The organism is Methylobacterium cerastii (assembly GCF_022179125.1).
Taxonomy (GTDB): Bacteria; Pseudomonadota; Alphaproteobacteria; order Rhizobiales; family Beijerinckiaceae; genus Methylobacterium; species Methylobacterium cerastii.
The window spans coordinates 21,617-44,203 of the sequence record NZ_BPQG01000033.1 but is presented as its reverse complement, the minus strand read 5'-3'; the positions used below and the strand labels follow the sequence as shown (position 1 = coordinate 44,203).

Genomic DNA, 22,587 nt, shown 5'->3' with positions numbered 1-22,587 from the left:
GCGAGCCGGCTTTTTCGTGTTTTAAGCAGGCACGACGCTAAGCCTTGCCTCTTCTACTATCTCGATGATGCAAGGCCCCCTGTCCCGAGTAGAGCAGGGGAGGGGGCTTCTCACTTCCCGCCAGCGATGAAGACGGTCTATTCGCCCTGGGGTAAGGCGGCAGGGCCGCCGTCCGGGTTCATGCCTTCTACGGGCGGCTTCCGCCGTGGGCGAGGAGGCGCGGCGGGTGCGGTGGCCGCGGTGACGTTGACGCCGAGGCGCGTCGCCAGGGCGAGGGCGCGGTTCTCGGTGACCCGGAGATGGCAGAAGCCGTGGGCGCCTTCGCGTGCATAGGTGCGGCAGAGCTGCTCGCGGTCCGACGAGAACGCGGCTTGCTCCGTCACGATCGGGCGGACGTCCTCGCGCCGCGCCCGCTGGGTCATTAGCTTGTAGTTCTCGCGCACCGCCTTGTCGGCGACGCCCCGGGCTGAATCGAACTCGGAGGAGCGGGGAATCAGGGTGGCCGCGGCCGGCCCCCACAGGCCGACGGGGGTGGTTGCGCAATCCTGGGCGGAGAACGTGCAGACCGGCGTCGGCCCGAGGCTCGATACCAGCACGCCGCCTTCCGTCACGTCGAACCGCAACGGGCACTCCGCGGCCGCCGCCTCATAACGGGGCACACCTTCCGGCCGGCCCTCCGGGGTCAGGGTGATTGTGCCTCCGCCGCCGAGCGGCACCTTGCAGGTCTCCGTCGGCTGCGAGACTTTGGTGCCCGGCAGCGTGATCCGCGCGGACAAACCCGAGCCGGCGCGCTCGAGCTTGAGGCTGCCGCTCAAGCCGTTGAGCATCAGCTCCTGGCCGACCAGCCCATCTTCCGATGGGGCCTTCAGCACCACGGGGCGCGAGGGGACGACCGGGCGCGGTGCCTCGGGCACGGAGGCCGCGGGATCGTCGGGAAGCGGCGTGCCGGGGATCGGTGCGGCGGGCGGGCCCGCCGGGACCCCGCGCGGCGGCACAGGAGGTTTCGCTGCGCGGCCGATCCCGAACAGCTCCTCGAAGAAGTTTTGGGCCGAGGCTTCGCCGGGCATCAGGGCCGCGAGCGCGAAGCAGGGAACCGCGAGAAACGGGATGACGGGGCTGCGGGTCGGACGCATCGGGTCTTTCGGTACGGCGGCAGGTGGCCCGCGCGATGCCGGCCTCGCACCATGCTGGACGCTCTTTACGAAGCGTTAACACGGCTTCGGTGGCGGAGGCGTGGCCGAGGCGCAACAAAATGCAGGCCGGCGGGACGGCGTTCGAGCAAGTCCTGGAGGCGAGTCGGCACCATAGCGATGCAATGCACGGGCGAAACAGCTTCAAAATCGATCGGCCGGCCGCGTTCCGCGTGACGGCGCAGGCACTTGGCGCGAACGCGCATCTCGGAGGCGGCTTCGCCTTGCGAGCCTGCATCGCCCTTCTTATATCCGGCGAGACGCGGGATTAAGCGTGGGATCGGAGCCGTTCGCGGCCCCTGTTCCGGCCCCGGTTCCGTCTCCACATCTTCCAGCACCACACCGCCATGGGCCGAGCTGCTTCGGGGCTCGGCGGTCTGCTTGATCGCAACCAACATAAGGGATCCCACCATGGGTAAAGTCATCGGCATCGACCTCGGCACCACCAATTCGTGCGTCGCCGTGATGGAGGGCTCGCAGCCCAAGGTCATCGAGAACGCGGAAGGCGCCCGCACCACGCCGTCCATCGTCGCCTTCACCGACGACGGCGAGCGCCTCGTCGGTCAGCCGGCCAAGCGCCAGGCTGTCACCAACCCCGACCGCACCTTCTTCGCCATCAAGCGCCTCGTTGGACGCACCTACGACGATCCGATGACGCAAAAGGACAAGGGTTTCGTGCCCTACACGATCGCCCGCGGCGACAACGGCGACGCCTGGGTCGAGGCCGACGGCAAGAAGTACTCGCCCTCGCAGATCTCCGCCTTCACGCTGCAGAAGATGAAGGAGACCGCGGAGGCTCATCTCGGCCAGCCGGTGACGCAGGCCGTCATCACGGTGCCCGCCTACTTCAACGATGCCCAGCGCCAGGCGACCAAGGATGCCGGCAGGATCGCCGGCCTCGAGGTGCTGCGCATCATCAACGAGCCGACCGCGGCCGCGCTCGCCTACGGCCTCGACAAGAAGAAGGCCGGCACCATCGCGGTCTACGACCTCGGCGGCGGCACCTTCGACGTGTCGATCCTCGAGATCGGCGACGGCGTGTTCGAGGTGAAGTCGACCAACGGCGACACCTTCCTCGGTGGCGAGGACTTCGACAACCGCGTGGTCGAGTACCTGACCGCCGAGTTCAAGAAGGAGCAGGGCATCGATCTGACCAAGGACAAGCTCGCCCTTCAGCGCCTCAAGGAAGCCGCCGAGAAGGCGAAGATCGAGCTGTCCTCGGCGACGCAGACCGAGATCAACCTGCCCTACATCACCGCCGACGCCACCGGGCCGAAGCATCTCGCGCTCAAGCTCAGCCGCGCCAAGTTCGAGTCCCTCGTCGACGACCTGGTGCAGCGCACGATCGAACCCTGCCGCAAGGCGCTCAAGGATGCCGGCGTCTCCGCGTCCGAGATCGACGAGGTCGTGCTCGTCGGCGGCATGATCCGCATGCCGAAGATCCAGGAAGTGGTGAAGTCGTTCTTCGGCAAGGAGCCACACAAGGGCGTGAATCCGGACGAGGTCGTGGCCATCGGCGCCGCGGTCCAGGCCGGCGTGCTCCAGGGCGACGTCAAGGACGTGCTGCTCCTCGACGTGACCCCGCTCTCGCTCGGCATCGAGACGCTGGGCGGCGTGTTCACGCGGCTCATCGACCGCAACACCACGATCCCGACCAAGAAGAGCCAGACCTTCTCGACGGCCGAGGACAACCAGAACGCGGTCACCATCCGGGTCTTCCAGGGTGAGCGCGAGATGGCGGCCGACAACAAGCTGCTCGGCCAGTTCGACCTGATGGGCATTCCGCCGGCTCCGCGCGGCATGCCGCAGATCGAGGTGACCTTCGACATCGACGCCAACGGCATCGTCAACGTGACGGCCAAGGACAAGGCGACGAACAAGGAGCACCAGATCCGCATCCAGGCCTCGGGCGGCCTGTCGGACGCCGACATCGAGAAGATGGTCAAGGACGCTGAGGCCAACGCCGAGGCGGACAAGAAGCGCCGCGAGCTCGTCGAGGTGAAGAACCAGGGCGAGAGCCTGGTCCACGCGACCGAGAAGTCGGTGAAGGAGTACGGCGACAAGGTCTCGGAGGCCGACAAGGGCGGCATCGAGACTGCGATGACCGCGCTCAAGACTGCGCTCGAGGGCGAGGACGTCGAGACCATCAAGGCCCGCACGACGGACCTGATGCAGGCCTCGATGAAGCTCGGCGAGGCGATGTATGCGTCCAGCCAGACGCCCGAGGGTGGGCCGGAGGCGACCGCCGGGGCCGAGGCCAAGAAGGACGACGTCATCGACGCCGACTTCTCGGAGGTCGACGAGAAGGACCAGAAGAAGCGGGCGTAAGCTTCGCGTACGAGTTGAAGCGGGGCCGGAGCGATCCGGTCCCGTTTTCGCTTGCGGCGGCGGCGTCCGCCCTTCATTCCGGGGCCGCCGACGGCCCCGAAGGTCGGAACGCCGCCGGCCACTGGGACGACCCTTCACGACGACGGCACGACGGCGCCGACTGCCGGGGGCAGGCGGACGGCCGGTTAGGCACTATCGAGGCAAGGCATGTCGAAGCGGGACTATTACGAGATCTTGGGTGTCGCCAAGACCGCGTCGGACGGCGAGATGAAGGTCGCCTTCCGCAAGCTCGCGATGACCTACCATCCGGACAAGAATCCCGGCAACAAGGACGCCGAGATCAAGTTCAAGGAGATCAACGAGGCGTATCAGTGCCTGTCCGACGGGCAGAAGCGCGCCGCCTACGACCGGTTCGGCCACGAAGCCTTCACACAGGGCGGCGGCCAGGGCGGCCCCGGATTCGGCAACGAGTTCGGCGACTTCATGTCGGACATCTTCGACAACTTCTTCGGCGACGGCCGCGGCGGCGGCCAGCAGCAGGCCCGCGGGCGCGGCGGCGCGCCGGGCCGCGAGCGTGGGGCGGACCTGCGCTTCAGCCTGGAGATCACCCTCGAGGAGGCCTTCACCGGCAAGGCCGAGACCATCAAGATCCCGACCTCGATCACCTGCGAAACCTGTGCGGGGTCGGGCGCGAAGCCCGGCTCCAAGCCGCGCACCTGCCAGACCTGCGCCGGCTACGGCCGGGTGCGGGCCGCGCAAGGCTTCTTCGCCATCGAGCGCACCTGCCCGAACTGCCACGGCCGCGGCGAGATCGTCGACGACCCCTGCGCGGCCTGCGCCGGGGCGGGTCGGGTCAACCGCGAGCGGACGCTGGCCATCAACGTGCCGGCGGGCGTCGACGACGGACTGCGCATCCGCTTGGCCGGTGAGGGCGAGAGCGGCCTGCGCGGCGGGCCGGCCGGCGACCTCTACGTGTTCCTCTCGATCAAGCAGCACGCCTTCTTCCAGCGCGACGGCGCCGACCTGTTCTGCCGGGTCCCGATCTCGATGGTGACGGCGGCGCTCGCCGGCGAGATCACCGTGCCGGTGATCGACGGCTCGCAGACGCAGGTGCGGATCCCGGCCGGCACCCAGACGGCCAAGCAGTTCCGCATCAAGGGCAAGGGCATGCCGGTGCTGCGCGCCCGCGAGGTCGGCGACCTCTACATCCAGGTCTTCGTCGAGACGCCGCAGAACCTGACCAAGCGCCAGCGCGAGTTGCTGCAGGAGTTCGGCCAGACCGCGTCCGACGACAACCACCCCGAGGCCGCCGGCTTCTTCTCGAAGGTGCGCGACTTCCTCGGCGGGTTCGGCGGCACCGCCCGCCCGTAACCCTGTGCAGACCCCGCGGCGTCCACCGGATGAAATCGTCGCCGGCCCGGTTGAGCCTGCGGCCGGGACCGGATCGATCGGCGCAGGCATGTGTGATCGCATTGTGCTAGGCACGGGCGCGACCTTGCCTGTAAGACAAGTGCCGACCGTCGCGTTCACTGCCGGGATCGCCTTTCCGTGATCCAACCTGAAGGAACACCGGACTTGCCGCCGCTACGTCGTTCCAGTGCGAAAACCTCGTCCGTGAACGCGAAGGTGCGGCGCGATCCGCTGGAGGACGAGGCACGGTTCCTCAAGTCCTGGCTCGAGCGCCCACTCGTCACCGGCTCGGTCACGCCGTCCGGCAAGATGCTGGCCAGGACCATGGCGGCCTACGTCGACCCGGCCGTTTCAGGGCAGGTGATCGAGATCGGACCCGGGACGGGTCCCGTCACCGAGGCGCTGATCCGCCGGGGCGTCGCGCCCGAGCGCCTCGTGCTGATCGAGTTCAACCCTGATTTCTGCACCCTGCTGCGCCGCCGCTTCCCCGGCGTCACCGTGGTGCGCGGCGACGCCTACGACATTCGCGGAAGCGTCGGCGCAGTGATGACGGGGCCGGCCGCGGCGACCGTCTCCAGCCTGCCGCTCTTCACCAAGCCGCTGGAGCAGCGCCTCGACCTGCTCAACACCGCCCACGACCTGATGCATCCGGGCGCGCCGTTCGTGCAGTTCACCTACGCCGTCGTCCCGCCGATCCCGGCGCGCTGCGCGATGGGCAGCTACACCGCCAGCGGCTCGAACCGGGTCTGGCTCAACCTGCCGCCGGCCCGGGTCTGGGTCTACCGCCGGCCCTGATCGAAGCTGCCCGAACACAATCTGAGCGCGTGCCTCAGGTCACATTCAGGTGAGGCCCGCTATCTCTCCGCTCAACGCCGTCGGCGAAAGCCGCGGCGCACAGCAGGAGAGCGCCGATGACCACGACACCGACCCGCACCAGCCTCGCCCTCGCAGCCCTCGCGCTCGCTGGCGGCCTCGCCCTCGCGGCACCGGCCCAGGCCGCGCCGTTCGCACCGGCCCCGCTCGCCGAAGCTCATGCCGACGTTGTGCAGGCGCAGTACGGCTACGGATACGGCCACCGCCATTTCGGCCACGGCCCCCGCCACTTCGGCTATGGCCCGCCGCGCGGCCGTCATTTCGGCGGTCATCACGGATTCGGCGGCCCGCGCTTCGGGCATCACCATCACCATGGGCGCGGCTACGGCTACGGCCGGGGCTACGGCCGCGGCGGTTGGTAGGTAAGATCGGGCCGGTGGCGAAAGCCACCGGCCTTCTTCATGGCTTCGGCGCGATCCGCTCGATCACCGCCGGCCCCTCGGCCGCCGCCTCGCCCAGGCTGTAGGCCGCCCGCAACGCAGCCTCCGCGCGATCCGCCGCCGCCGCGTCGGCGGCGTGAACGATCCCGAGCAACCCGCTCGCATCCCCCGGCCGGGCGAGCTCAGAGAATCCCACCCGCCCGTCGATCCCGTCCTCCGGACGGGTACGGCCGCCGCCGAGGCCGATCACCGCGAGCCCGATCGCGCGGGTCGCGACCCGCGCGACTTTGCCCTCCGCCCGCACCTCCCGGATCACCGGCGCCGCCGGCAGGTGCCTGGTGGGATGCTCCATCAGGTCGGCAGGGCCGCCGAGCGCGGCGAGCATGCGCGAGAACGTCTCCGCGGCCCGGCCCGAGGCGAGGCTCGCCTCCAGCATCGTGGCCGCCGCGTCGAGATCGGGCGCGAGCCCGCCGGCCACCAGCATCTCTGCGGCGAGCGCCAGGGTCACTGCATGGAAGCGCGGCTCGCGGCGCCCGGCGAGGTAGTCGACCGCGTAGGCGACCTCCAAGCCGTTTCCGGCGGCGCTCGCCAGCGGCGCGTCCATGTCGGTGATCAGCGCCACGGTGCGCAGGCCCGCGCCGTTCGCCACCGCGACGATGCTGTCGGCGAGCGCCCGCGCCGCGTCGATCCCGGCCATGAAGGCGCCGGAGCCGACCTTCACGTCCATGACGAGGCCGTCGAGCCCTGCGGCGAGCTTCTTGGCGAGGATCGAGGCGGTGATCAGGTCGACCGACTCCACCGTCCCGGTCACGTCGCGGATCGCGTAGAGCCGGCGGTCTGCCGGCGCGAGGTCCGCGGTCTGGCCGATGATGGCGCAGCCGACCTCGGAGACGACGCGCCGGAACCGGTCGAGGTCGGGCGTCGCGTCGTAGCCGGGAATGCTGGCGAGCTTGTCGAGCGTGCCCCCGGTATGGCCGAGGCCGCGCCCGGAGATCATCGGCACGTAGCCGCCGCAGGCCGCCACCATCGGCGCGAGCACGAGGCTGACCGCGTCGCCGATGCCGCCCGTCGAGTGCTTGTCGAGGACCGGGCCGGACAGGTTCCAGGCCAGCACGCTGCCCGATCGCGTCATCGCCTGCGTCAGCGCTACCCGTTCGGCGATCGACATGCCTTGGAAGAACACCGCCATCGCGAAGGCCGCCGCCTGGCCTTCGCCGACGCGCCCGTCGGTCAGCCCGGCGATGAAGTCGGCGATCTCCGCGGGCTCCAGCGTCGCCCCGTCGCGCTTGCGCCGGATGGTCTCCTGCGGAAGCCTCATGGCGTCGCCTCCGGACTGGTGGCATCCCCGCGGGCGGCCATCAGCACGCCGAACAGGCTGCTGGCGCCGAGCCGGAACGTCCCAGGGCCGGCCCAACCCGACCCCATGACTTGGTCTGTGAGCGCGAGGTAGGTCGCGGCGTCGGCGAGCGTCCGCAGGCCGCCGGACACCTTGAGGCCGCCCCGCCCGGCCTCGCGAATCGCGTGCAGCATGGTCTCGGCCGCCTCCGGCGTGGCCGAGACCGCGCTCTTGCCGGTGGAAGTCTTGATGAAGTCGGCGCCGGCCGCGAGCGCCAGCCGGCTGGCTGTGGCGACGGTTTCGCGGGCCTGCAACTCGCCGGTTTCCAGGATCACCTTCAACGCGGTTCCGGGGCAGGCCTCGCGCACCGCCTCGACCATGAGGCGGGCCGCCTCCGCATCGCCGCGCAGGAGCGCCCGGTAGGGCAGGACGAGGTCGATCTCGTGCGCACCATCGCGCAGCGCCTCCGCGGTGTCCTCGACCGCGCAGTCCACATCTTCGCCGCCCGCCGGGAAGTTGATCACCGTGGCGATCCGCACCGGCCCGCCCGCCAGAACGCGCGCCGCCTGATGCACGAATTGCGGCCAGACGCAGACCGCAGCGACCCCGCCCGCGCGGGCGTCCCGGCATAGCGCGTCGACCTGCGTCGCCGTGCAGGTGTCGCCGAGGTCGGTCAGGTCGAGCAGCGCGAGAGCGCGCCGGGCGGTCGAGGCCGAGTTCAAGGTCGGTTCGGGCATGCGCGTGCGCTTTCGGGGCGGCGTGAGGCTCAAGGATCGCCGCCGGGCAGGCCGGCGACGAAGTTTTGGATCAGCCGGACGAGGTCGCCGGCCGCAGCCGCCGCCGCCTGCTTGGTCTCGGCATGATGCGGGTCGCCGTCGCCGATCCCGGCGGCGCGGTTCGTCACCACCGAGACCGCGGCGACCGGCAGGCCGAGGAAGCGGGCGAGGATCACCTCCGGTACCGTCGACATGCCGACGAGGTCGGCGCCGAGCAGCCCCGCCATCCGCACCTCGGCCGGGGTCTCGAAGGACGGCCCGGAGAACCACGCGTAGACGCCCGCATGCAGGGGGATGCCGCAGGCGGCCGCGGCCGCATCGAGCCGGGCGTTCAGGGCTGGGTCGTAGGCCCGCATCATCGGTACGAAGCGGGCGTCGCTCGGCTCGCCGACGAGCGGGTTCATCCCCGACAGATTGAGGTGGTCGGACAGCCGCACGAGGCTTCCGGGGCCGGCCGCCGGCATCAGCGAGCCGGAGGCGTTGGTGAGTAGCAGGCAGGCGGCGCCGAGGGCCTGCGCGGCGGCGAGCGGCACGCGCATCGCGGCGGCGTTCCCGTGCTCGTAGGCGTGCGCCCGACCCTCGAACACCAGCACCCGCCGCCCGGCGATCGAACCGCGATGAAGCCGCCCGCGATGGCCGCTGACGCCGGCGCCCGGAAAGCCGGGGATCTCGGCATAGGGCCGCGAAACCGCATCCGCGAGCCCGTCGGCGAGGCCGCCGAGCCCGGTGCCGGCGACGATCGCGCAGGCATAGGGGCCGGCAAAGCCCGCCGCGCGCAACGTGTCGACCGCCTCAGTCACCGAGCATCTCCTGGACGAGCGTTTCGGGCCCGAAGGAGTCCGGCAGCAGCGCGTCGAGGGTGAAGCTGCGCCGGACCCCCTCCGGCCCCGCCGCGTGGATCGGCGTCGCGGGCGCGGCGAATTCGCGGATGCGCTGACGGCAGGCGCCGCAGGGCGTGACGAGGCCGCTGCCGTCGCCGAGCACCAGGATTTCGCGGATGCGCCGGCCGCCGGCCAGGATCATCGCGGCGATCGCCCCGGCCTCGGCGCAGGTGCCGACCGGATAGGCCGCGTTCTCGACGTTGCAGCCGGCATGGATCGCGCCGTGCTCGTCGCGGAGCGCTGCGCCGACCGCGAAGCGCGAGTACGGCGCATGCGCCCGGCCGCGTGCCCCGGCGGCGGCGTCGAACAGGGCGGCGAGGTCGAGAGGGGAGGGCGGCATCCCCGATCATTGGCATCGCCCGGCGTGAGCTGTCGAGGGGGGCGCGGGGCGGCGCATGCGGGTGCGGCGCCGGCTTTCCCTTGCCGGGGGCACGTTCTAGAACCCTCGCCAGGAATTCATCACCCGAGGACGACGATGCTGGGCCGGTACGAGCGCGGAGCGGGGGGCGAGGCGGTGGTCGCCTACGGCGACGGCACGATGCGCGTGGTGAAGCCCGGCGCCTTCGTGCGTTGCGCCACCACCGGCGTGCCGATCCTGCTCGACGACCTGCGCTACTGGAGCGCCGTGCGCCAGGAAGCCTACGCCACACCGGACGCCGTGATGGAGCGGCTGAAGCAGACCGGGCGGCCGTAGGCGGCGTTCATACTAAGTCTCATGGGTCAGGACCCATGAGGTCCGGCGGATTGCCGCCGCCCCGCAGTCGCGGGGGCCAGACCTCGATGAGTCGGGCTCATCAAGGTCTGGTATCAGACGTCGCGGCGTTCCAGGATCTCGATGCGGACGCCGTCCGGCCCGTCGATGAAGGCGACCCGCAGGCCCGGCCGCATCACCGTCGTCTCGACGAGCACCGTCACGCCGCGCGCTCGCAGGTCGGCCATCGTCGCGTCGATGTCGGCGACGCCGAGCCCGATATGTTCGATGCCGAGATGCGGTGCTGTCGCGGGCGGCGCGAGGTCGGCCGGTGCCTGCTCGATGAACACCCTCAGGCCGCCGAGGTCGAGCACGACCCGACTGAGCGGCGTGCCCTCACGGCGGATCTCCCGCGCAGCGAGCGTGTCGACGTAGAAGGCGGCCGCGGCCGCCGCGTCGCGGCTGCGCAGGTGGACGTGGTCGATGTGGAAGTCCATTCGGTCCTCGCGGTGACCTAAATCAAAGCCCGGTCGAGGCGGATGATCCGACACGGGGCGCCGGCGCGCGCGGCCGGCGCGTGCGGTGCGCGGACCAGCAGCGCCTCGGCTCGGCCCAGCACCGCCAGCATCGACGAATCCTGGCGCGATTCCGGGTGCGCCACCGGCAGCCGGTCGGGGGCGGTGTCGAGCACGGCGCGCATGTAGTCCTGGCGACCGTCGTTGGCGTCGAGGTCCCGGCCGAGGGTGGCGGGCTCGCTGCGGTCGGCCCCGGCGCGGGGATCGCCGAGCAGCGCACGGATTGCCGGCACGACGAAGAGCAGTCCGCAGACGATGGAGGAGACCGGGTTTCCCGGGAGCCCGATCACCAGCATGTCCCCGAGATGCCCGTGCATCAGCGGCTTGCCGGGGCGCAGCGCCACGCGCCAGAACCCGAGCTCCAGCCCTTCGGCGGCGAGCGCGGTCTGGACGAGGTCGTGGTCGCCGACCGAGGCGCCGCCGAGGGTCACCAGCAGGTCGGCCTCGACCGAACGCGCCCGCGCGAACGCCGCCTCCAGCGCCGGGAGCGTGTCGCCGGCGATGCCGAGGTCGATCGGCTCGCCGCCGGCGCCGTTCACCAGGGCGGCGAGCGCCAGCGCGTTCGAGGCGACGATCTGGTCCCAGGCCGGGATTTCGCCGGGCTGCACCAACTCGTCGCCGGTGGCGAGGATCGCGACACGGGGCTTGCGCCGAACCGCGACCCGGCCGTGGCCTGCCGCGGCGGCGAGGGCCAGGCGGCGCGCGTCCAGGGTGTCTCCCTCCGTCAGGAGCACGTCGCCTTCCGAGAAATCGAGGCCGGCGCGGCGGACGAATCTGTGGGGCGTCACCGCTTCGAGAGCGTGGATCGTCGGGCCTTCGGCGCGTGCGTTCTCCTGGATCAGGATCCCGTCGGCGCCCTCGGGGACCGGGGCCCCGGTGAAGATCCGCACCGTCTCGCCGGGGCCGATCGTCCCCGAGAAGCCGTGGCCGGCGGCGCTCGTGCCGACGAGGCGCAGGCGCGTGCCCTCGGTCGCGTCGGCGGCGCGCACGGCGTAGCCGTCCATGGCGGAGGCGGGGAAGGGCGGCTGCGTCCGGGTGGCGACGACGTCGACCGCCAGCGTCCGCCCGGCGGCGGAGGCCAGCGGCACGTCCTCGGCCGCGGTCGCGCCGGGAACGCTCGCGAGGATGCGCGCCAGCGCCTCGGCGACGGGGATCAGTCCGCTCATCTAGCGTGCCCGGTCACTTGGCGCCCGATCACGCCGCGTCCTCCGCCCGGTAGGCGCCGGAGCGGCCGCCGTCCTTGGCGAGCAGGCGGATGCCCTCGATCCGCATGCCGCGGTCGGCCGCCTTCACCATGTCGTAGACCGTGAGGCAGGCCACCGAGACCGCGGTGAGCGCCTCCATCTCGACGCCGGTCGGCCCCTGTACGCGGACCTCCGCGGTGAGACGCAGGCCCGGCAGCGCGTCGTCGATCTCGCACTCGACGCGCACCTTTGTGAGGAGGAGCGGGTGGCAGAGCGGGATCAGCTCGTGGGTGCGCTTGGCCGCCATGATGCCGGCGAGCCGCGCGGTGCCGACCACGTCGCCCTTCTTGGCGTCGCCCTCGCGGATCAGCGCGAGGGTCGCCGGCAGCATCACCACCCGCCCCTCGGCGCGGGCGGTGCGGGTGGTCGCGGGCTTGTCGCCGACGTCGACCATGTTGGCCGCGCCGCTGGCGTCGAGGTGGGTGAGGCGAGGTTCGTCCACGCTCACGCCTTCGCCTTCTTCGCGGGCTTGGCGTTGAAAGGCTTGCCGCCGAACAGCAGCGCGTGCGTCGCCGCCGTCACGTCCGGCTGGCGCATCAGGCTCTCGCCGACGAGGACCACGTTGAGCCCGTGCCGGCCGAGCCGCGCCACGTCGTCGTGTCCGCCGATGCCGCTCTCGGCCACCGCGATGCGGTCGGGCGGGATCGCGGCGCCGAGCTTGATCGCGGTCTCGAACGAGACCTCGAAGGTCTTCAGGTTGCGGTTGTTGACGCCGATCAAGGCGGTGCCGAGGGGGATCGCGCGGGCGAGCTCGGCGGCGTCGTGGACCTCGACCAGCACGTCCATGCCGAGTTCCTTCGCGGTCTCGACCAGGGCCAAAGCCTCGTCGTCGTCGAGGCAGGCCATGATCGCCAGGATGCAGTCGGCGCCCCAGGCCCGCGCCTCGTAGACCTGGTAGGGCTCGAACAGGAAGTCCTTGCGCAGCACCGGAAGCCCGCAGGCGTCGCGCGCCTGGATCAGGTATTCGGGCCGGCCCTGGAACGAGGGCTCGTCGGTGAGCACCGAAAGGCAGGTGGCCCCGCCCTTCTCGTAGGCCGCGGCGAGCGTCGCCGGGTCGAAATCCGCGCGGATCAGGCCCTTCGACGGCGATGCCTTCTTCACCTCGGCGATCAGGGCCGGGCGGCCTTCCGCCACGTGCGCGCGGATCGCGTCGGCGAAGCCCCGCGGCGGCGAGGCCTTGGCGGCCCGCGTCTCCAGCTTGGCCAGCGGCACTCGCAGCTTCGCCTCGGCGATCTCGCGGCGCTTGTACGCCTCGATGCGCGCGAGCACGCTCGAACGGTCGGTGGCCGGCGGCTCGGTCGGAGGCGGCGGCTCGGCGAGGGCGTCGGTGGCCATCGGTATCCCTTATCCGTTCGAGACCGCGACGAGGCGGGCCAGCGTCGCGCGGGCCGCCCCCGAATCGATCGCATCCTGCGCCCGCGCGACGCCGTCGGCGAGGGCATGCGCCGAACCTGCGACCACGAGCGCGGCGCCCGCATTGAGAACCGCGATGTCGCGGTAGGCATTGCGCGTGCCCGAAAGCACCTGGCCGAGCGCCTGCGCATTGTGCTCGGGGTCGCCGCCGCGGAGCGCCTCGAGATCGTGCAGCGGCAGGCCGACGTCGCGCGGGTCGATCGCGAAGGTCGAGGTCCGCCCGTCCTCCAGCGCGACGACCTGCGTCGGGCCGGTGACGGTGATCTCGTCGAGGCCGTCCGAGCCGTGGACGGTCCAGACCCGGCGGCTGCCGAGTTCCGCGAGGACCCGCGTCAGCGGCTCGGCCCAGGCGCCCTGCGAGACGCCCAGCAGCTGGCATTCGACGCCGGCGGGGTTCGAGAGCGGCCCGAGCAGGTTGAAGATGGTGCGGACCGGCAATTCCGAGCGCACCGCCGCCACGTGGCGCATCGCGCCGTGGTGGGTCTGGGCGAACATGAAGCACAGTCCGGCTTGGGTGAGGCATCGGCTCAGGCCCGCGGGGTCGAGGCCGAGCCTGACGCCGAGTGCCGCCAGCACGTCGGCCGCGCCCGAGCGCGAGGTCGCGGCGCGGTTGCCGTGCTTGGCCACCGGCACGCCGCAGGCCGCGGTGAGGATCGCGGCCAGCGTGGAGACGTTGTAGCTGCCCGAATGGTCGCCGCCGGTGCCGACCACGTCGACGCTGCCGGGGGGCGCCTCGACCCGGACCATGCGGGCGCGCATCGCCTCGACGGCGCCGACGATCTCCTCCGGCGTCTCGCCGCGGACCTTCAGGCCGACAAGGAAGGCCCCGGCCTGGACCGGGGTGACCTCCCCGGAAAGCAGGTCGTCGAAGGCCGCGCGAGCCTCGGCCCGGTCGAGGGAGAACCCGGCGGCGACCTTGGCGAGATGGGGCTTGAAGGATTCCATCGGCTCGACGGGCGGCGCGTTCGCGGGATGCCGCGTCAATGCACGCCGGGGCGGGCCTTGTCACCTGCCGGGTTTCGCCCGCGGCCGTGCGCCTGGTTCCACGCCGTCGCGATGTCGAGGAAGTTCTGCAGGATGCGCGTTCCGTGATGCGAGAGGATGCTCTCGGGGTGGAACTGCACCCCGTGCACCGGCAGGTGCGCGTGCTCCAGGCCCATGATCAGGCCGTCGGCCTCGGCGGTCACGGTCAGGGCCTCGGGGCAACCGGCGCGGTCGACCACCAGCGAATGGTAGCGCGTGGCGTCGAAGCTGTCGTTGAGCCCGCGGAAGATGCCCGTCGCGCCGTGGCGGATGGTCGAGACCTTGCCGTGCATCGGCGCGGGCGCCCGCACCACGTCGCCGCCGAAGGCCTGCCCGATCGCCTGGAGGCCGAGGCAGACCCCGAAGATCGGGATCTCGCCCGAGAGCTGGCGCACCGCGTCGAGACAGATGCCGGCCTCGTTCGGGGAGCAGGGGCCGGGCGACAGCACCAGGGCGTCGGGCGCGCGCGCGCGGATCTCGTCCACCGTCACCTGGTCGTTGCGCACCACCTCGATCGCGCCGCTGAGCGGGCCGATCAGGTGGACGAGGTTCCAGGTGAAGGAATCGTAGTTGTCGATGACGAGGACGGAGGGCGTCGGCGCAGGGCTCATGGCCGACGATCTGGCCCGGCGGGCCGCGTCGGTCAAGACGCCGCGAGCGTCCCCCTTCGCGTCGCGGATCAAGCCGCCGGTTTCGGCCCGACCAGGGCGAACGGCGTGCCCTGCGGGTCCTGGGCCTGGACGATCCAGTCGCCGCCGGGCACCGGGTGAGGACCCTGCAGGACCGTACCGCCTGCCGCCGCGACGCGCTCGGCCGCGGCGTCGATCGCCTCGACGGCGATGTAGAACAACCAGGACGGGGCCGTCGGAAGCGGTGCGCTCATCATGCCGCCGAGGTCCACGCCGTTGCGGGCGAAGACCTGGTAGGTGCCCATCGGCCCCATGTCGACGGCCATGGATGTCTCCCAGTCGAACAGCCCGGCATAGAAAGCGAAGGCCGGCTCCCAGTCGCGGGCGTGCAACTCGTGCCAGGCGAAGGGGCCGGGCGTGCCCCGCGGCGGCATCGGCGGCGGGGGGCCGTCGCCGCGGAAGAGCGCGAAGGCCGCGCCCTGCGGGTCGGCGGCCATGCAGAACCGGCCGACCCCGGGGATGTCCCGCGGCGCGAAGGTGATGCGCCCGCCGGCCGCCGTGACGCGCTCGGCGGAGGCGTCGACGTCGGCGACGCCGACATAGCCGAGCCATCCGTGCCGCGTGCCGGCGGGCGCCTCGCATCCGGCCGACGCCATCATCCCGCAGATGCGCACGTCGCCGACCGTCGCGAGGCGGTAGTCGATGCCGGGCATCCCCGCATCGACGATCGCCCAGCCGGCGACCGCGCCGTAGAAGGCCTGCGCCGCCGCGACGTCGGGGGTGGTCAGCTCGTACCAGACGAAGGTGCCCGCGTGATCCGCCATCGCCTTCGATCCTTTGCACGGGCCGGTTTGTCGCATTGCGATCTATGTTGATATCAACGTAGATCGATTCATGTCAACGGCCGTCTCCTTCGCGACCACCGCCCACATCCGCGACGCCTGCCTCTGCCTGCACGCGCAACGGGCCGCCCGCGCGCTCGGCCGCCGGTTCGACGACGCGCTTCGGCCCCTCGGGCTGACGAGCGGCCAGTTCTCGCTGCTGATGGCGCTGAACCGGCCTGAGCCCGCCGCGATGTCCGCGGTGGCGCGCCTCCTCGCCATGGACCGGACCACGCTGACCGCGGCCCTGAAGGTGCTGGAGCGGCGCGGCCTCGCGACGGTGGCGGTGGACCCGGAGGACGGGCGCGGGCGGCGTCTGTCCTTGACCGAGGCCGGCCGCGCAGGCCTCGCGGCCGCGGTTCCGGTCTGGCGCGCGACGCACGCGGCCGTCGAGGCGACGCTCGGCGGCGTCGACGCCGACATGCTGCGGACGGGCTTGCGCGCTCTCGCCTGAGGCGGCCTGCGCGTCGGCCGGGCCTACTGCCCGCGCTTCGCCTGGGCCGCGAAACGCACCGCGTCCTCGGCGGCGCGGAACAGGGCGCGGGCCTTGTTCACGCATTCCTGATGCTCGGAGGCCGGGTTCGAGTCGTAGACGATGCCGGCGCCGGCCTGCACGTGCATGCGGCCGTCCTTCACGATCGCGGTGCGCAGGACGATGCAGGTGTCCATCTCGCCCTGCGCGCCGAAATAGCCGATGCAGCCGCCGTAGGGCCCGCGCTTCTCGCGCTCCAATTCGTCGATGATCTCCATCGCCCGCACCTTCGGCGCGCCCGAGACCGTGCCGGCCGGGAACCCGGCCGCCAGCGCCGCGAGGGTGTCGTGCCGCGGGTCGAGGTCGCCCTCGACGTTCGAGACGATGTGCATCACGTGGCTGTAGTATTCGAGGAAGAACGAGCCGGTGACCGTGACGGTGCCGAGCTTGGCGACGCGGCCGACGTCGTTGCGGCCGAGGTCGAGCAGCATCAGGTGCTCGGAGCGCTCCTTCGGGTCGGCCAGGAGCTCCTCGGCCAGGGCCCGGTCCGCGGCCGGCGTCGCGCCGCGCGGGCGGGTGCCGGCGATCGGGCGGATCGTGACCTTGTCGTCGCGCACCCGCACCAGGATCTCGGGGCTCGAACAGACTACCTGGAAGTCGCAGAAGTCGAGGTAGCACAGGAACGGCGCCGGGTTCGTGCGCCGGAGCGAGCGGTACAGCGCGATCGCGGGCAGGGTGAACGGCGCCTCGAAGCGCTGCGACAGCACCACCTGGAACACGTCGCCGGCGACGATGTACTCCTTCGCCTTGGCCACCATCGCGAGGTAGGCCTCCGGCGTCGTGTTCGAGACCGGCTCGGGATGCGCCACCGCTGCAAGGTCGATCCGCGCCTCGATCGGCAGCGGCCCTTCCAGCGCCTCGGCGATCCGGTCGAGGCGGGCGAGCGCCGCCTCGTAGGCGGCCCGCGCCGTCACGCCCGCGGCCGGCCGCACCGGGCAGACGACCGTGATCAGGTCGCGCACGGAATCGAACACCACCATCACCCGCGGGCGCACGAGGATGGCGTCGGGCACGCCGAGCGGGTCGGGATTGGGCTCGGGCAGCCGCTCCATGGCGCGAACCATGTCGTAGCCGAGATAGCCGAACAGGCCGGCGGCCATCGGCGGTAGCTTGGGCCCCTCGCGCTCCACGATCGCGCTTTCGGCGATCAGCGCGCGCAGGGAATCGAGGGGCGTCCGGTCGTCGGCGGCGAAGTCGGCGAGGTCGCCGCGGGCCAGCGCCGCCCGGCCGTCGCGGCAGCGCCAGGCGAGGTCGGGATCGAGGCCGATCATCGAGTAGCGCCCGCGCACCACGCCGCCCTCGACCGACTCGAGCAGGAAGGCGGGGCCGGGATGGCGGGCGCGGAGCTTGAGGAACGCGGCGACCGGCGTCTCGAGGTCGGCCACCAGCGTCAGGTCGAGGAGGACCGGCCGTCCGGCCTCGTAGGCCGCCTCGTAGGCGGCGTAGTCGGACGCGTCCGCCATCGGCCTCAGGACTCGCCGCCGATCGCGCGCCGCAGGGCCGCCTGGTTGACGCTGACACCGGCGTTCTTCTGCACCTCGGCGATGTATTCGCCGAGCACGTCGTCGGCGAGCGCCGTGCGGAAGTTGCCCTCGATCGTCTTGTCCGCCGGGCTGCCGGCGACGAAGGCCGGCATCGTCGCGGCCTCGACCTTGTAGACCGCGCGCGACTCGCCCGACGCAGCAGAGCCGGCCTTGCCGACGGCGGTGGCGAAGATGCGGTTGACCACGTCCACGGTCAGCGCATCCTTGGTCTGGTTGCGGGCGAGGTCCTCGCCGTCCTGCGGGTTGACGCCGACCTCGGTGCCGAGCGCCTCGATGGTTTCGCCCTTGTCGAGCCGCTCGGCCAGCGCCTTGCCCTTGACCTGGAGCAGGCGCGACACCTCGGCCTCGCGCCAGCCGGCGGCGACCGCGTCGCGGACCTCGTCGAGGGGCTTGTCGTGTGCGGCGTCGATCTTGGTCACGTCGTACCAGACGTAGCCGCCGGCCTTGGTCCGCAGCGGCTCGTTGTCCCCGCCGATCTCGGCGCGGTAGAGCGCCGGCAGCGTCGTCCCGGAATCGGGGATGCCGGAGACCGTCTGGCCCGCCGGGTCTTTCCCCTGCGCGTCGACCGCCGGGATCGTCACGATCGGCAGGTCGCGCTCCTTCGCGATGTCGGCGAGGGGCTTGGCGCCGGCGCGCTGGTCCTCGATCGCGTCGTGGATCTTGTCGACGCCGTCGCGGGCGCGCGCCAGGGCGATCTGCTTGCGGATCTCCGGCTCGACCTCGGCCAGCGTCTTCACCGTCGCCGGCTCGATCGCGGTGACGTGGAGGAGCACCGTGCCGAAGCGGCCCTTCACCGGCTGGCTGGTGCCGTCCTTCTCAAGGCCGAAGGCGGCGTCGGCCACCGCCGGGTCGAACAGCTCGGCCCGCGTCAGCGTCCCCAGCGTCAGGTCCTTGCCGTCGGCGCCGCGCTCCTGCGCCACCGCATCGAAGCTCTTGCCCTCCGTGATCGCCTTGCGCGCCGCCTCGGCGGCGGCGGCGTCGGGGAACACGACCTGCTGGATCGTGCGCTTCTCGGGAGAGCCGAACCGCGCCTTCTCCTGGTCGTAGACCTTCTGCACCTCCTCGGCCGTGACGGCGTCGGGCTTGGCCATCGCCGTCGGGTCGAGCACCAGCAGGGTCGCGGCGCGGTATTCCGGCGCGCGGTAGGCCGCGCGGTTGCCCTCGTAATAAGCCTTCAGCGCGTCCTGGCTCGGGGCGGCGATGTCGCCGGCGGCGGACGGCGGCAGCATCAGGTAGGCGGCCTTGCGCCGCTCGGTGGCGTAGCGGTGCACCGCCCCGCGCATCGCCTCGGGCACGTGCAGGTCGGCGGAGACGGCTTCGGCGAGCTGCAGGCGGGCGATGACGGCGCGCTGCTCGCGCACGAACATCGCCTCGTTCAGGCCGGCGCGCTGGAGGGTCTGGTAGAACAGCGCCGACTCGAACTGGCCTTGCGCGTTCTGGAAGCTCTTCTCGTCGTGGATCGCCCGGATCACCGAGGTGTCGGGCACCGCGAGGCCGAGGTCGTGGGTCTTCTGGTCGAGGGAGGCCTCGGTGACGAGCTGCGACAGCACCTGCCGGTCGACGCCGAGCGCCCGGGCCTGGTCCGGGGTCAGGGTGCGCCGCATCTGCGTCTGGTAGCGCTGCAGCTGGTTCTGGTACGCGGTGCGCACGGCCTCGGCGGTGATCGGCGTCTTGCCGACCGTGGCCACCGCGGTCGACGAGCCGCCGCGGAAGAACTCCTCCACGCCGAAGACCGCGACGCCCGCGATCAGGAACGTGAAGATCACCGTCAGCACGATCTTGCCGAGCCAGTGCTGGCTGGCGTTGCGGATGTTCTGCAGCATGCTGGTGGCTTGACTCTCTTGCAGGCTCGCGCGCGCTCGGATCGCCGGGGCGGGCGCCGCGAGGCGCCGTCCTTCGATCCGTCCGCGATAGCCTAGTCCGCCCCGGCAGGCAAAGGCGGGCGCGCGACCGCCTACTGCGTCAGGCGGGTCATCCGCACGGCACGGTCGAACATCGCGCTGAGCGAGGCATTGATCTCGTCCGACGAACTGGCCGTGAAGAAATAGCCCGGTGAGGCGCAGCTCTTAAGCGGCGTCGAAAGCGTCGGGCTGAACTGATTGACGCGGTTGTTCTCCCAAGCCGTATAGGTCCCATCGTCCGGGGAATTGATGGTAATGTACGGGATGTAGAGAATCGAGATCGTTGCACCGGCATTCTTCAGTGCTGTGCAGTTGGCGGGATCGATCTGAGAAGGGCTAGAACTATCCCACCAAGCATTGGAGTACCCAGCAAATTTGGACGGATTTCCGGGATAGGTGTACTTTCCGTTCTTTATGATATAGTAGTGCTGCCCGTTCTGCATGCCGTCCGTGATCAGAAATACGAACGGTTTGGGGTTGCTGGTGGACGACCCGTCACCGAAAGCCGAGATCGCCGACTTCATCTGGGGCAGGGCAACTTCGAAATGCGTCCCGCCGCTCCCGGTGCCGGTGCTCGGGTCAACGTTGACCGAGAGCTGAGTGGTGTTGGTGTCGAGAAGTTTCGTAAGCGTCATCGGCCAGGTCTTGGCGCAATCGGCCGCGGTGCTCGCGCTGGCGAGGTTGCCGGAGAGCGGCGAGAGCGTCGCCAACTGGTTGATGAACGGATAGATGCCGACCCGATACTGGTTCGGGACGATCTGGTTGCCGGCGCGCTGGAGCAGCAGACAGACGGCGTTGTTGACCGAATCCGAGCGTAATTGGATCTGTGGGCTGGCGTTCACAGCCTTGTTCCATCCGTTCGCTCCGGGGAAGTGGCAGGCGAACATGCAACCCTGCTTGGAGTCGGTCATCGCCGACTCGACGTTCATGCCGGCGAGCCGGTTCATGTCATTGACCGAGGTCGGCAACCCCATCGAGCCCGAGACGTCCACCATCAGGTAGAAGTCGAGGTAGCTCGGGAGATCGGTCGAGGCGGTCACGGTGTTGGCGAGGGTCGTCGTCGGCGTGCGGAAGATCCGCCCGAAGTTGTTCGTCACGGTGGCCGTGTAGACGATCGTCGAGGTCAGTGTCTGGCCGCTCGATACCAGCTGCGGCGTCTGGAGCGTGTAGGTGGCGTAAGGAACTTTTCCTGCGTTGACGTTGAAGACGTTGGTGGCCTGGGTGATGCCCGCCGCGATCGCCTTGGCGGTGAGGTTGGATTGGCCCTGGTTGGCGGCGATGTAGGCCTTGGCGGTCGCCACGGCTGCGACCGCGGCCGCATCCGCTGCGCTGTCGAGCTTGGTCTTGTCGGTGATCGAGACACCGTAATCGACCCCGAGCCCGATGAGACCGATCATCGGGATCAGGCTGAGGCCGAAGATGATCGCGACGTTGCCGTCACGCGCCGCCGCGAAGCTCGGACGCGCTGCGGGAGGCCGGCCGGCCCGGCGAAGGCGATTCAGTAGCCAGGACATTTGGAGGCGATCCCGTCGCTGTTCGTGGTGTCGTAGTTCACGAGGCTGGCGTAGCGTGGCTGGACGTAGACCGAGCGGGCGACCCGGCTGGCCGGGAAGAACTTCGCGCCGAAGGTAGGCTTGAACGTGAAGACCACGTCGATGACGATGAGCGAGCCCGGGCCGTAGACCGAACGCGGCAGGGTGCCGGCGCTCGCCGCCGCCGTGTTGTCCGCGGGCTGCAGCGGCGTCACACAGAGCCGCTTGTTGCCGCCGTAGGTCCCCGTGCTCGTCCAGACGACGTTGGCGTTGTAGCAGGCGCTCATGTCGGCGCTGTCGGTGCAACCGGTGGACTTCTGGGTGAAGGCGACGCCGGTGTAGTTGATGGTGATGTCCTGCCACCATTGCAGACCTTGCCGCGGAGCGTCCTTCAGAAGGTAAGGGAACAGGACGAGGGCCGCGTCGTAGCTGAAATGCAGGTCGGTCGCGTTGACCGTCGCGATGGTGGAGCCCTGCGGCGGCGTGGTCTGGGAGATCATCTGGCCGATCGAGTGTGCGACGAGCTCGACCTTCCGCGTCGCGTTGACGTAGGTGATCACCTGGAGGCCACCCAGCATCAGCATGAGAAGGATCGGGAGGACGATCGCGAACTCGACGATGGACACGCCGCGTCCGTCGTCACGAAAGCGTCGCGCCAGGATTGTCGGGCCGCGCGCCATCAGAACTTCTCGTTGCGGAACGCCGCGGTCGAGACCGCCAGGTAGCTGTTGGTGCCGCCGTTCCCGAGCATGGACGCGAAGGCCGCGGGCAGGACGGGGATCGGGTAGATGACCTGCAGGTACTGGTAGTCGCCGGCATTCCCGAGATTGTATTGGCCCGGGCCGCTGCTCTGCGACGGGATCTGCAATCCGCTACCGTCCGGCTTGACGAAATTGTAGTATCCGCCCGCGGAAGGCAGCGGGACGATGTAGAGGTTCACCACGACGTTCGCGCACGACATCACGCTCGGAAGCTTGCTGCAGAGCGCGGTCTTAAAGGTGGCCTGATCCGTGGACCCGAACTGGGCTTTGCCGGTCATGACCTGACGCGCGGTCTGGCTCGTGGCGTAATCCAGCCGCTGGTTGACGAACAGAACCAGGGCGGCGACCATGACGAACGTGATCGTCAACAGCAGCATTGGCGCCACGAGGGCGAACTCGACCGCCGTCGCCCCACTTCGACCCTGTAGCAATTGCCGTGCACCGCGCATGCCCTGTCATGGCACGGCAGGAATTAAGGCCAGTCTAACATAGTGTAGTCTTTTCGGGCCTAATGCCCCGTCGCCTGGACGGCATTCCGCGCGGTTCGCGGGCCATTTCCCGATGCGCCCCTTTCGGGCTGCTTTGGCTCACAGCGAGCGTCGCATGATCTTCGCCTGCGATCGTCTCACGCGGGCGCCGATCCGGTTTGCGCCCTCGGGCGGGCTCTGGTAGCCCCGGCCCCCGCAT

The 22,587-nt window shown here is 70.6% G+C and carries 23 protein-coding genes; 6 read left to right on the top strand and 17 right to left on the bottom strand.

All coding sequences use genetic code 11. The features are described 5' to 3' along the window. Positions 1-137: 137 nt before the first annotated feature. Complete coding sequence (locus tag MFF13_RS11825) at positions 138-1,133, bottom strand: hypothetical protein (protein WP_147828956.1); 996 nt, start codon at positions 1,131-1,133, stop codon at positions 138-140. Between the two features lie 468 nt (positions 1,134-1,601). Between MFF13_RS11825 and dnaK the strand changes: the two genes are divergently transcribed. The 4 genes from dnaK to MFF13_RS11805 all read left to right on the top strand — a co-directional run bounded on the left by dnaK (position 1,602) and on the right by MFF13_RS11805 (position 6,163). After that, on the top strand, positions 1,602-3,518 hold the full coding sequence (gene dnaK, locus MFF13_RS11820) for a molecular chaperone DnaK (protein ID WP_147828958.1): 1,917 nt from the start codon (positions 1,602-1,604) through the stop codon (positions 3,516-3,518). Positions 3,519-3,725: 207 nt separating this feature from the next. After that, positions 3,726-4,889, top strand: coding sequence for a molecular chaperone DnaJ (gene dnaJ, locus MFF13_RS11815; RefSeq protein ID WP_147765159.1), 1,164 nt, complete (start codon positions 3,726-3,728; stop codon positions 4,887-4,889). A 204-nt stretch (positions 4,890-5,093) separates the two neighbouring features. After that, entirely contained in the window at positions 5,094-5,723 is a 630-nt protein-coding gene (locus tag MFF13_RS11810; RefSeq protein ID WP_147751405.1) for a class I SAM-dependent methyltransferase, read from the top strand. Positions 5,724-5,839: 116 nt separating this feature from the next. After that, a complete protein-coding gene (locus MFF13_RS11805; RefSeq protein ID WP_147828962.1) occupies positions 5,840-6,163 on the top strand; it encodes a hypothetical protein in 324 nt (107 codons plus the stop codon). Between the two features lie 37 nt (positions 6,164-6,200). Here MFF13_RS11805 and deoA read toward each other — a convergent pair whose 3' ends face one another. The 4 genes from deoA to MFF13_RS11785 are packed head-to-tail and all read right to left on the bottom strand — an operon-like array spanning position 6,201 to position 9,514. Next, complete coding sequence (gene deoA, locus MFF13_RS11800) at positions 6,201-7,499, bottom strand: thymidine phosphorylase (RefSeq protein WP_238272229.1); 1,299 nt, start codon at positions 7,497-7,499, stop codon at positions 6,201-6,203. Further along, positions 7,496-8,254: a deoxyribose-phosphate aldolase gene (gene deoC / locus MFF13_RS11795; protein WP_238272228.1), complete on the bottom strand. Its 759-nt coding sequence runs from the start codon at positions 8,252-8,254 to the stop codon at positions 7,496-7,498. Before deoC ends, deoA begins: the two co-directional genes overlap by 4 nt. A 29-nt stretch (positions 8,255-8,283) precedes the next feature. Continuing rightward, positions 8,284-9,093: a purine-nucleoside phosphorylase gene (locus MFF13_RS11790; protein ID WP_147751401.1), complete on the bottom strand. Its 810-nt coding sequence runs from the start codon at positions 9,091-9,093 to the stop codon at positions 8,284-8,286. After that, complete coding sequence (locus tag MFF13_RS11785) at positions 9,086-9,514, bottom strand: cytidine deaminase (RefSeq protein WP_147751400.1); 429 nt, start codon at positions 9,512-9,514, stop codon at positions 9,086-9,088. Before MFF13_RS11785 ends, MFF13_RS11790 begins: the two co-directional genes overlap by 8 nt. Before the next feature lie 135 nt (positions 9,515-9,649). On the opposite strand from MFF13_RS11785, the gene MFF13_RS11780 reads away from it, so the two are divergent. Further along, positions 9,650-9,868 carry a DUF2093 domain-containing protein gene (locus MFF13_RS11780; RefSeq protein WP_147751399.1) on the top strand — a complete coding sequence of 73 codons (219 nt, stop codon included), beginning with the start codon at positions 9,650-9,652 and terminating at the stop codon, positions 9,866-9,868. 113 nt (positions 9,869-9,981) lie between these two features. On the opposite strand, the gene MFF13_RS11775 is transcribed toward MFF13_RS11780, so the two are convergent. The 7 genes from MFF13_RS11775 to MFF13_RS11745 all read right to left on the bottom strand — a co-directional run bounded on the left by MFF13_RS11775 (position 9,982) and on the right by MFF13_RS11745 (position 15,573). Further along, complete coding sequence (locus tag MFF13_RS11775; RefSeq protein WP_147751398.1) at positions 9,982-10,362, bottom strand: VOC family protein; 381 nt, start codon at positions 10,360-10,362, stop codon at positions 9,982-9,984. 17 nt (positions 10,363-10,379) lie between these two features. Further along, complete coding sequence (locus MFF13_RS11770; protein WP_147751397.1) at positions 10,380-11,606, bottom strand: molybdopterin molybdotransferase MoeA; 1,227 nt, start codon at positions 11,604-11,606, stop codon at positions 10,380-10,382. A gap of 28 nt (positions 11,607-11,634) precedes the next feature. Further along, positions 11,635-12,126, bottom strand: a complete 492-nt coding sequence (gene moaC / locus MFF13_RS11765) for a cyclic pyranopterin monophosphate synthase MoaC (protein ID WP_147762347.1) — start codon at positions 12,124-12,126, stop codon at positions 11,635-11,637. A 2-nt stretch (positions 12,127-12,128) separates the two neighbouring features. Then, entirely contained in the window at positions 12,129-13,019 is an 891-nt protein-coding gene (gene trpC / locus MFF13_RS11760; RefSeq protein WP_147751395.1) for an indole-3-glycerol phosphate synthase TrpC, read from the bottom strand. 9 nt (positions 13,020-13,028) lie between these two features. Further along, positions 13,029-14,042 (bottom strand): anthranilate phosphoribosyltransferase, encoded by a 1,014-nt coding sequence (trpD, locus tag MFF13_RS11755; RefSeq protein ID WP_147828966.1) that lies wholly within the window; start codon positions 14,040-14,042, stop codon positions 13,029-13,031. Positions 14,043-14,077: 35 nt separating this feature from the next. Beyond that, positions 14,078-14,731 carry an anthranilate synthase component II gene (locus tag MFF13_RS11750; RefSeq protein WP_147828968.1) on the bottom strand — a complete coding sequence of 218 codons (654 nt, stop codon included), beginning with the start codon at positions 14,729-14,731 and terminating at the stop codon, positions 14,078-14,080. 68 nt (positions 14,732-14,799) lie between these two features. Next, positions 14,800-15,573 (bottom strand): VOC family protein, encoded by a 774-nt coding sequence (locus tag MFF13_RS11745; protein WP_147828970.1) that lies wholly within the window; start codon positions 15,571-15,573, stop codon positions 14,800-14,802. A gap of 70 nt (positions 15,574-15,643) precedes the next feature. Here MFF13_RS11745 and MFF13_RS11740 point away from each other — a divergent pair, with 70 nt between their 5' ends. Beyond that, positions 15,644-16,084: a MarR family winged helix-turn-helix transcriptional regulator gene (locus MFF13_RS11740; protein ID WP_147828972.1), complete on the top strand. Its 441-nt coding sequence runs from the start codon at positions 15,644-15,646 to the stop codon at positions 16,082-16,084. 23 nt (positions 16,085-16,107) lie between these two features. On the opposite strand, the gene trpE is transcribed toward MFF13_RS11740, so the two are convergent. The 5 genes from trpE to MFF13_RS11715 all read right to left on the bottom strand — a co-directional run bounded on the left by trpE (position 16,108) and on the right by MFF13_RS11715 (position 22,349). Beyond that, positions 16,108-17,625, bottom strand: coding sequence for an anthranilate synthase component I (gene trpE, locus MFF13_RS11735; RefSeq protein WP_147828974.1), 1,518 nt, complete (start codon positions 17,623-17,625; stop codon positions 16,108-16,110). A gap of 5 nt (positions 17,626-17,630) precedes the next feature. Then, the gene (locus MFF13_RS11730) at positions 17,631-19,529 is read right to left on the bottom strand and encodes a peptidylprolyl isomerase (protein WP_147828976.1); all 1,899 of its coding nucleotides are present in this window, start codon (positions 19,527-19,529) and stop codon (positions 17,631-17,633) included. Between the two features lie 131 nt (positions 19,530-19,660). Next, positions 19,661-21,121, bottom strand: coding sequence for a TadE/TadG family type IV pilus assembly protein (locus MFF13_RS11725; RefSeq protein ID WP_147828978.1), 1,461 nt, complete (start codon positions 21,119-21,121; stop codon positions 19,661-19,663). Next, complete coding sequence (locus MFF13_RS11720) at positions 21,106-21,765, bottom strand: TadE/TadG family type IV pilus assembly protein (protein WP_238272227.1); 660 nt, start codon at positions 21,763-21,765, stop codon at positions 21,106-21,108. The genes MFF13_RS11725 and MFF13_RS11720 overlap by 16 nt, the downstream gene beginning before the upstream one ends. Before the next feature lie 53 nt (positions 21,766-21,818). Beyond that, positions 21,819-22,349, bottom strand: a complete 531-nt coding sequence (locus tag MFF13_RS11715; protein WP_147828982.1) for a TadE/TadG family type IV pilus assembly protein — start codon at positions 22,347-22,349, stop codon at positions 21,819-21,821. Positions 22,350-22,587 lie beyond the last annotated feature (238 nt).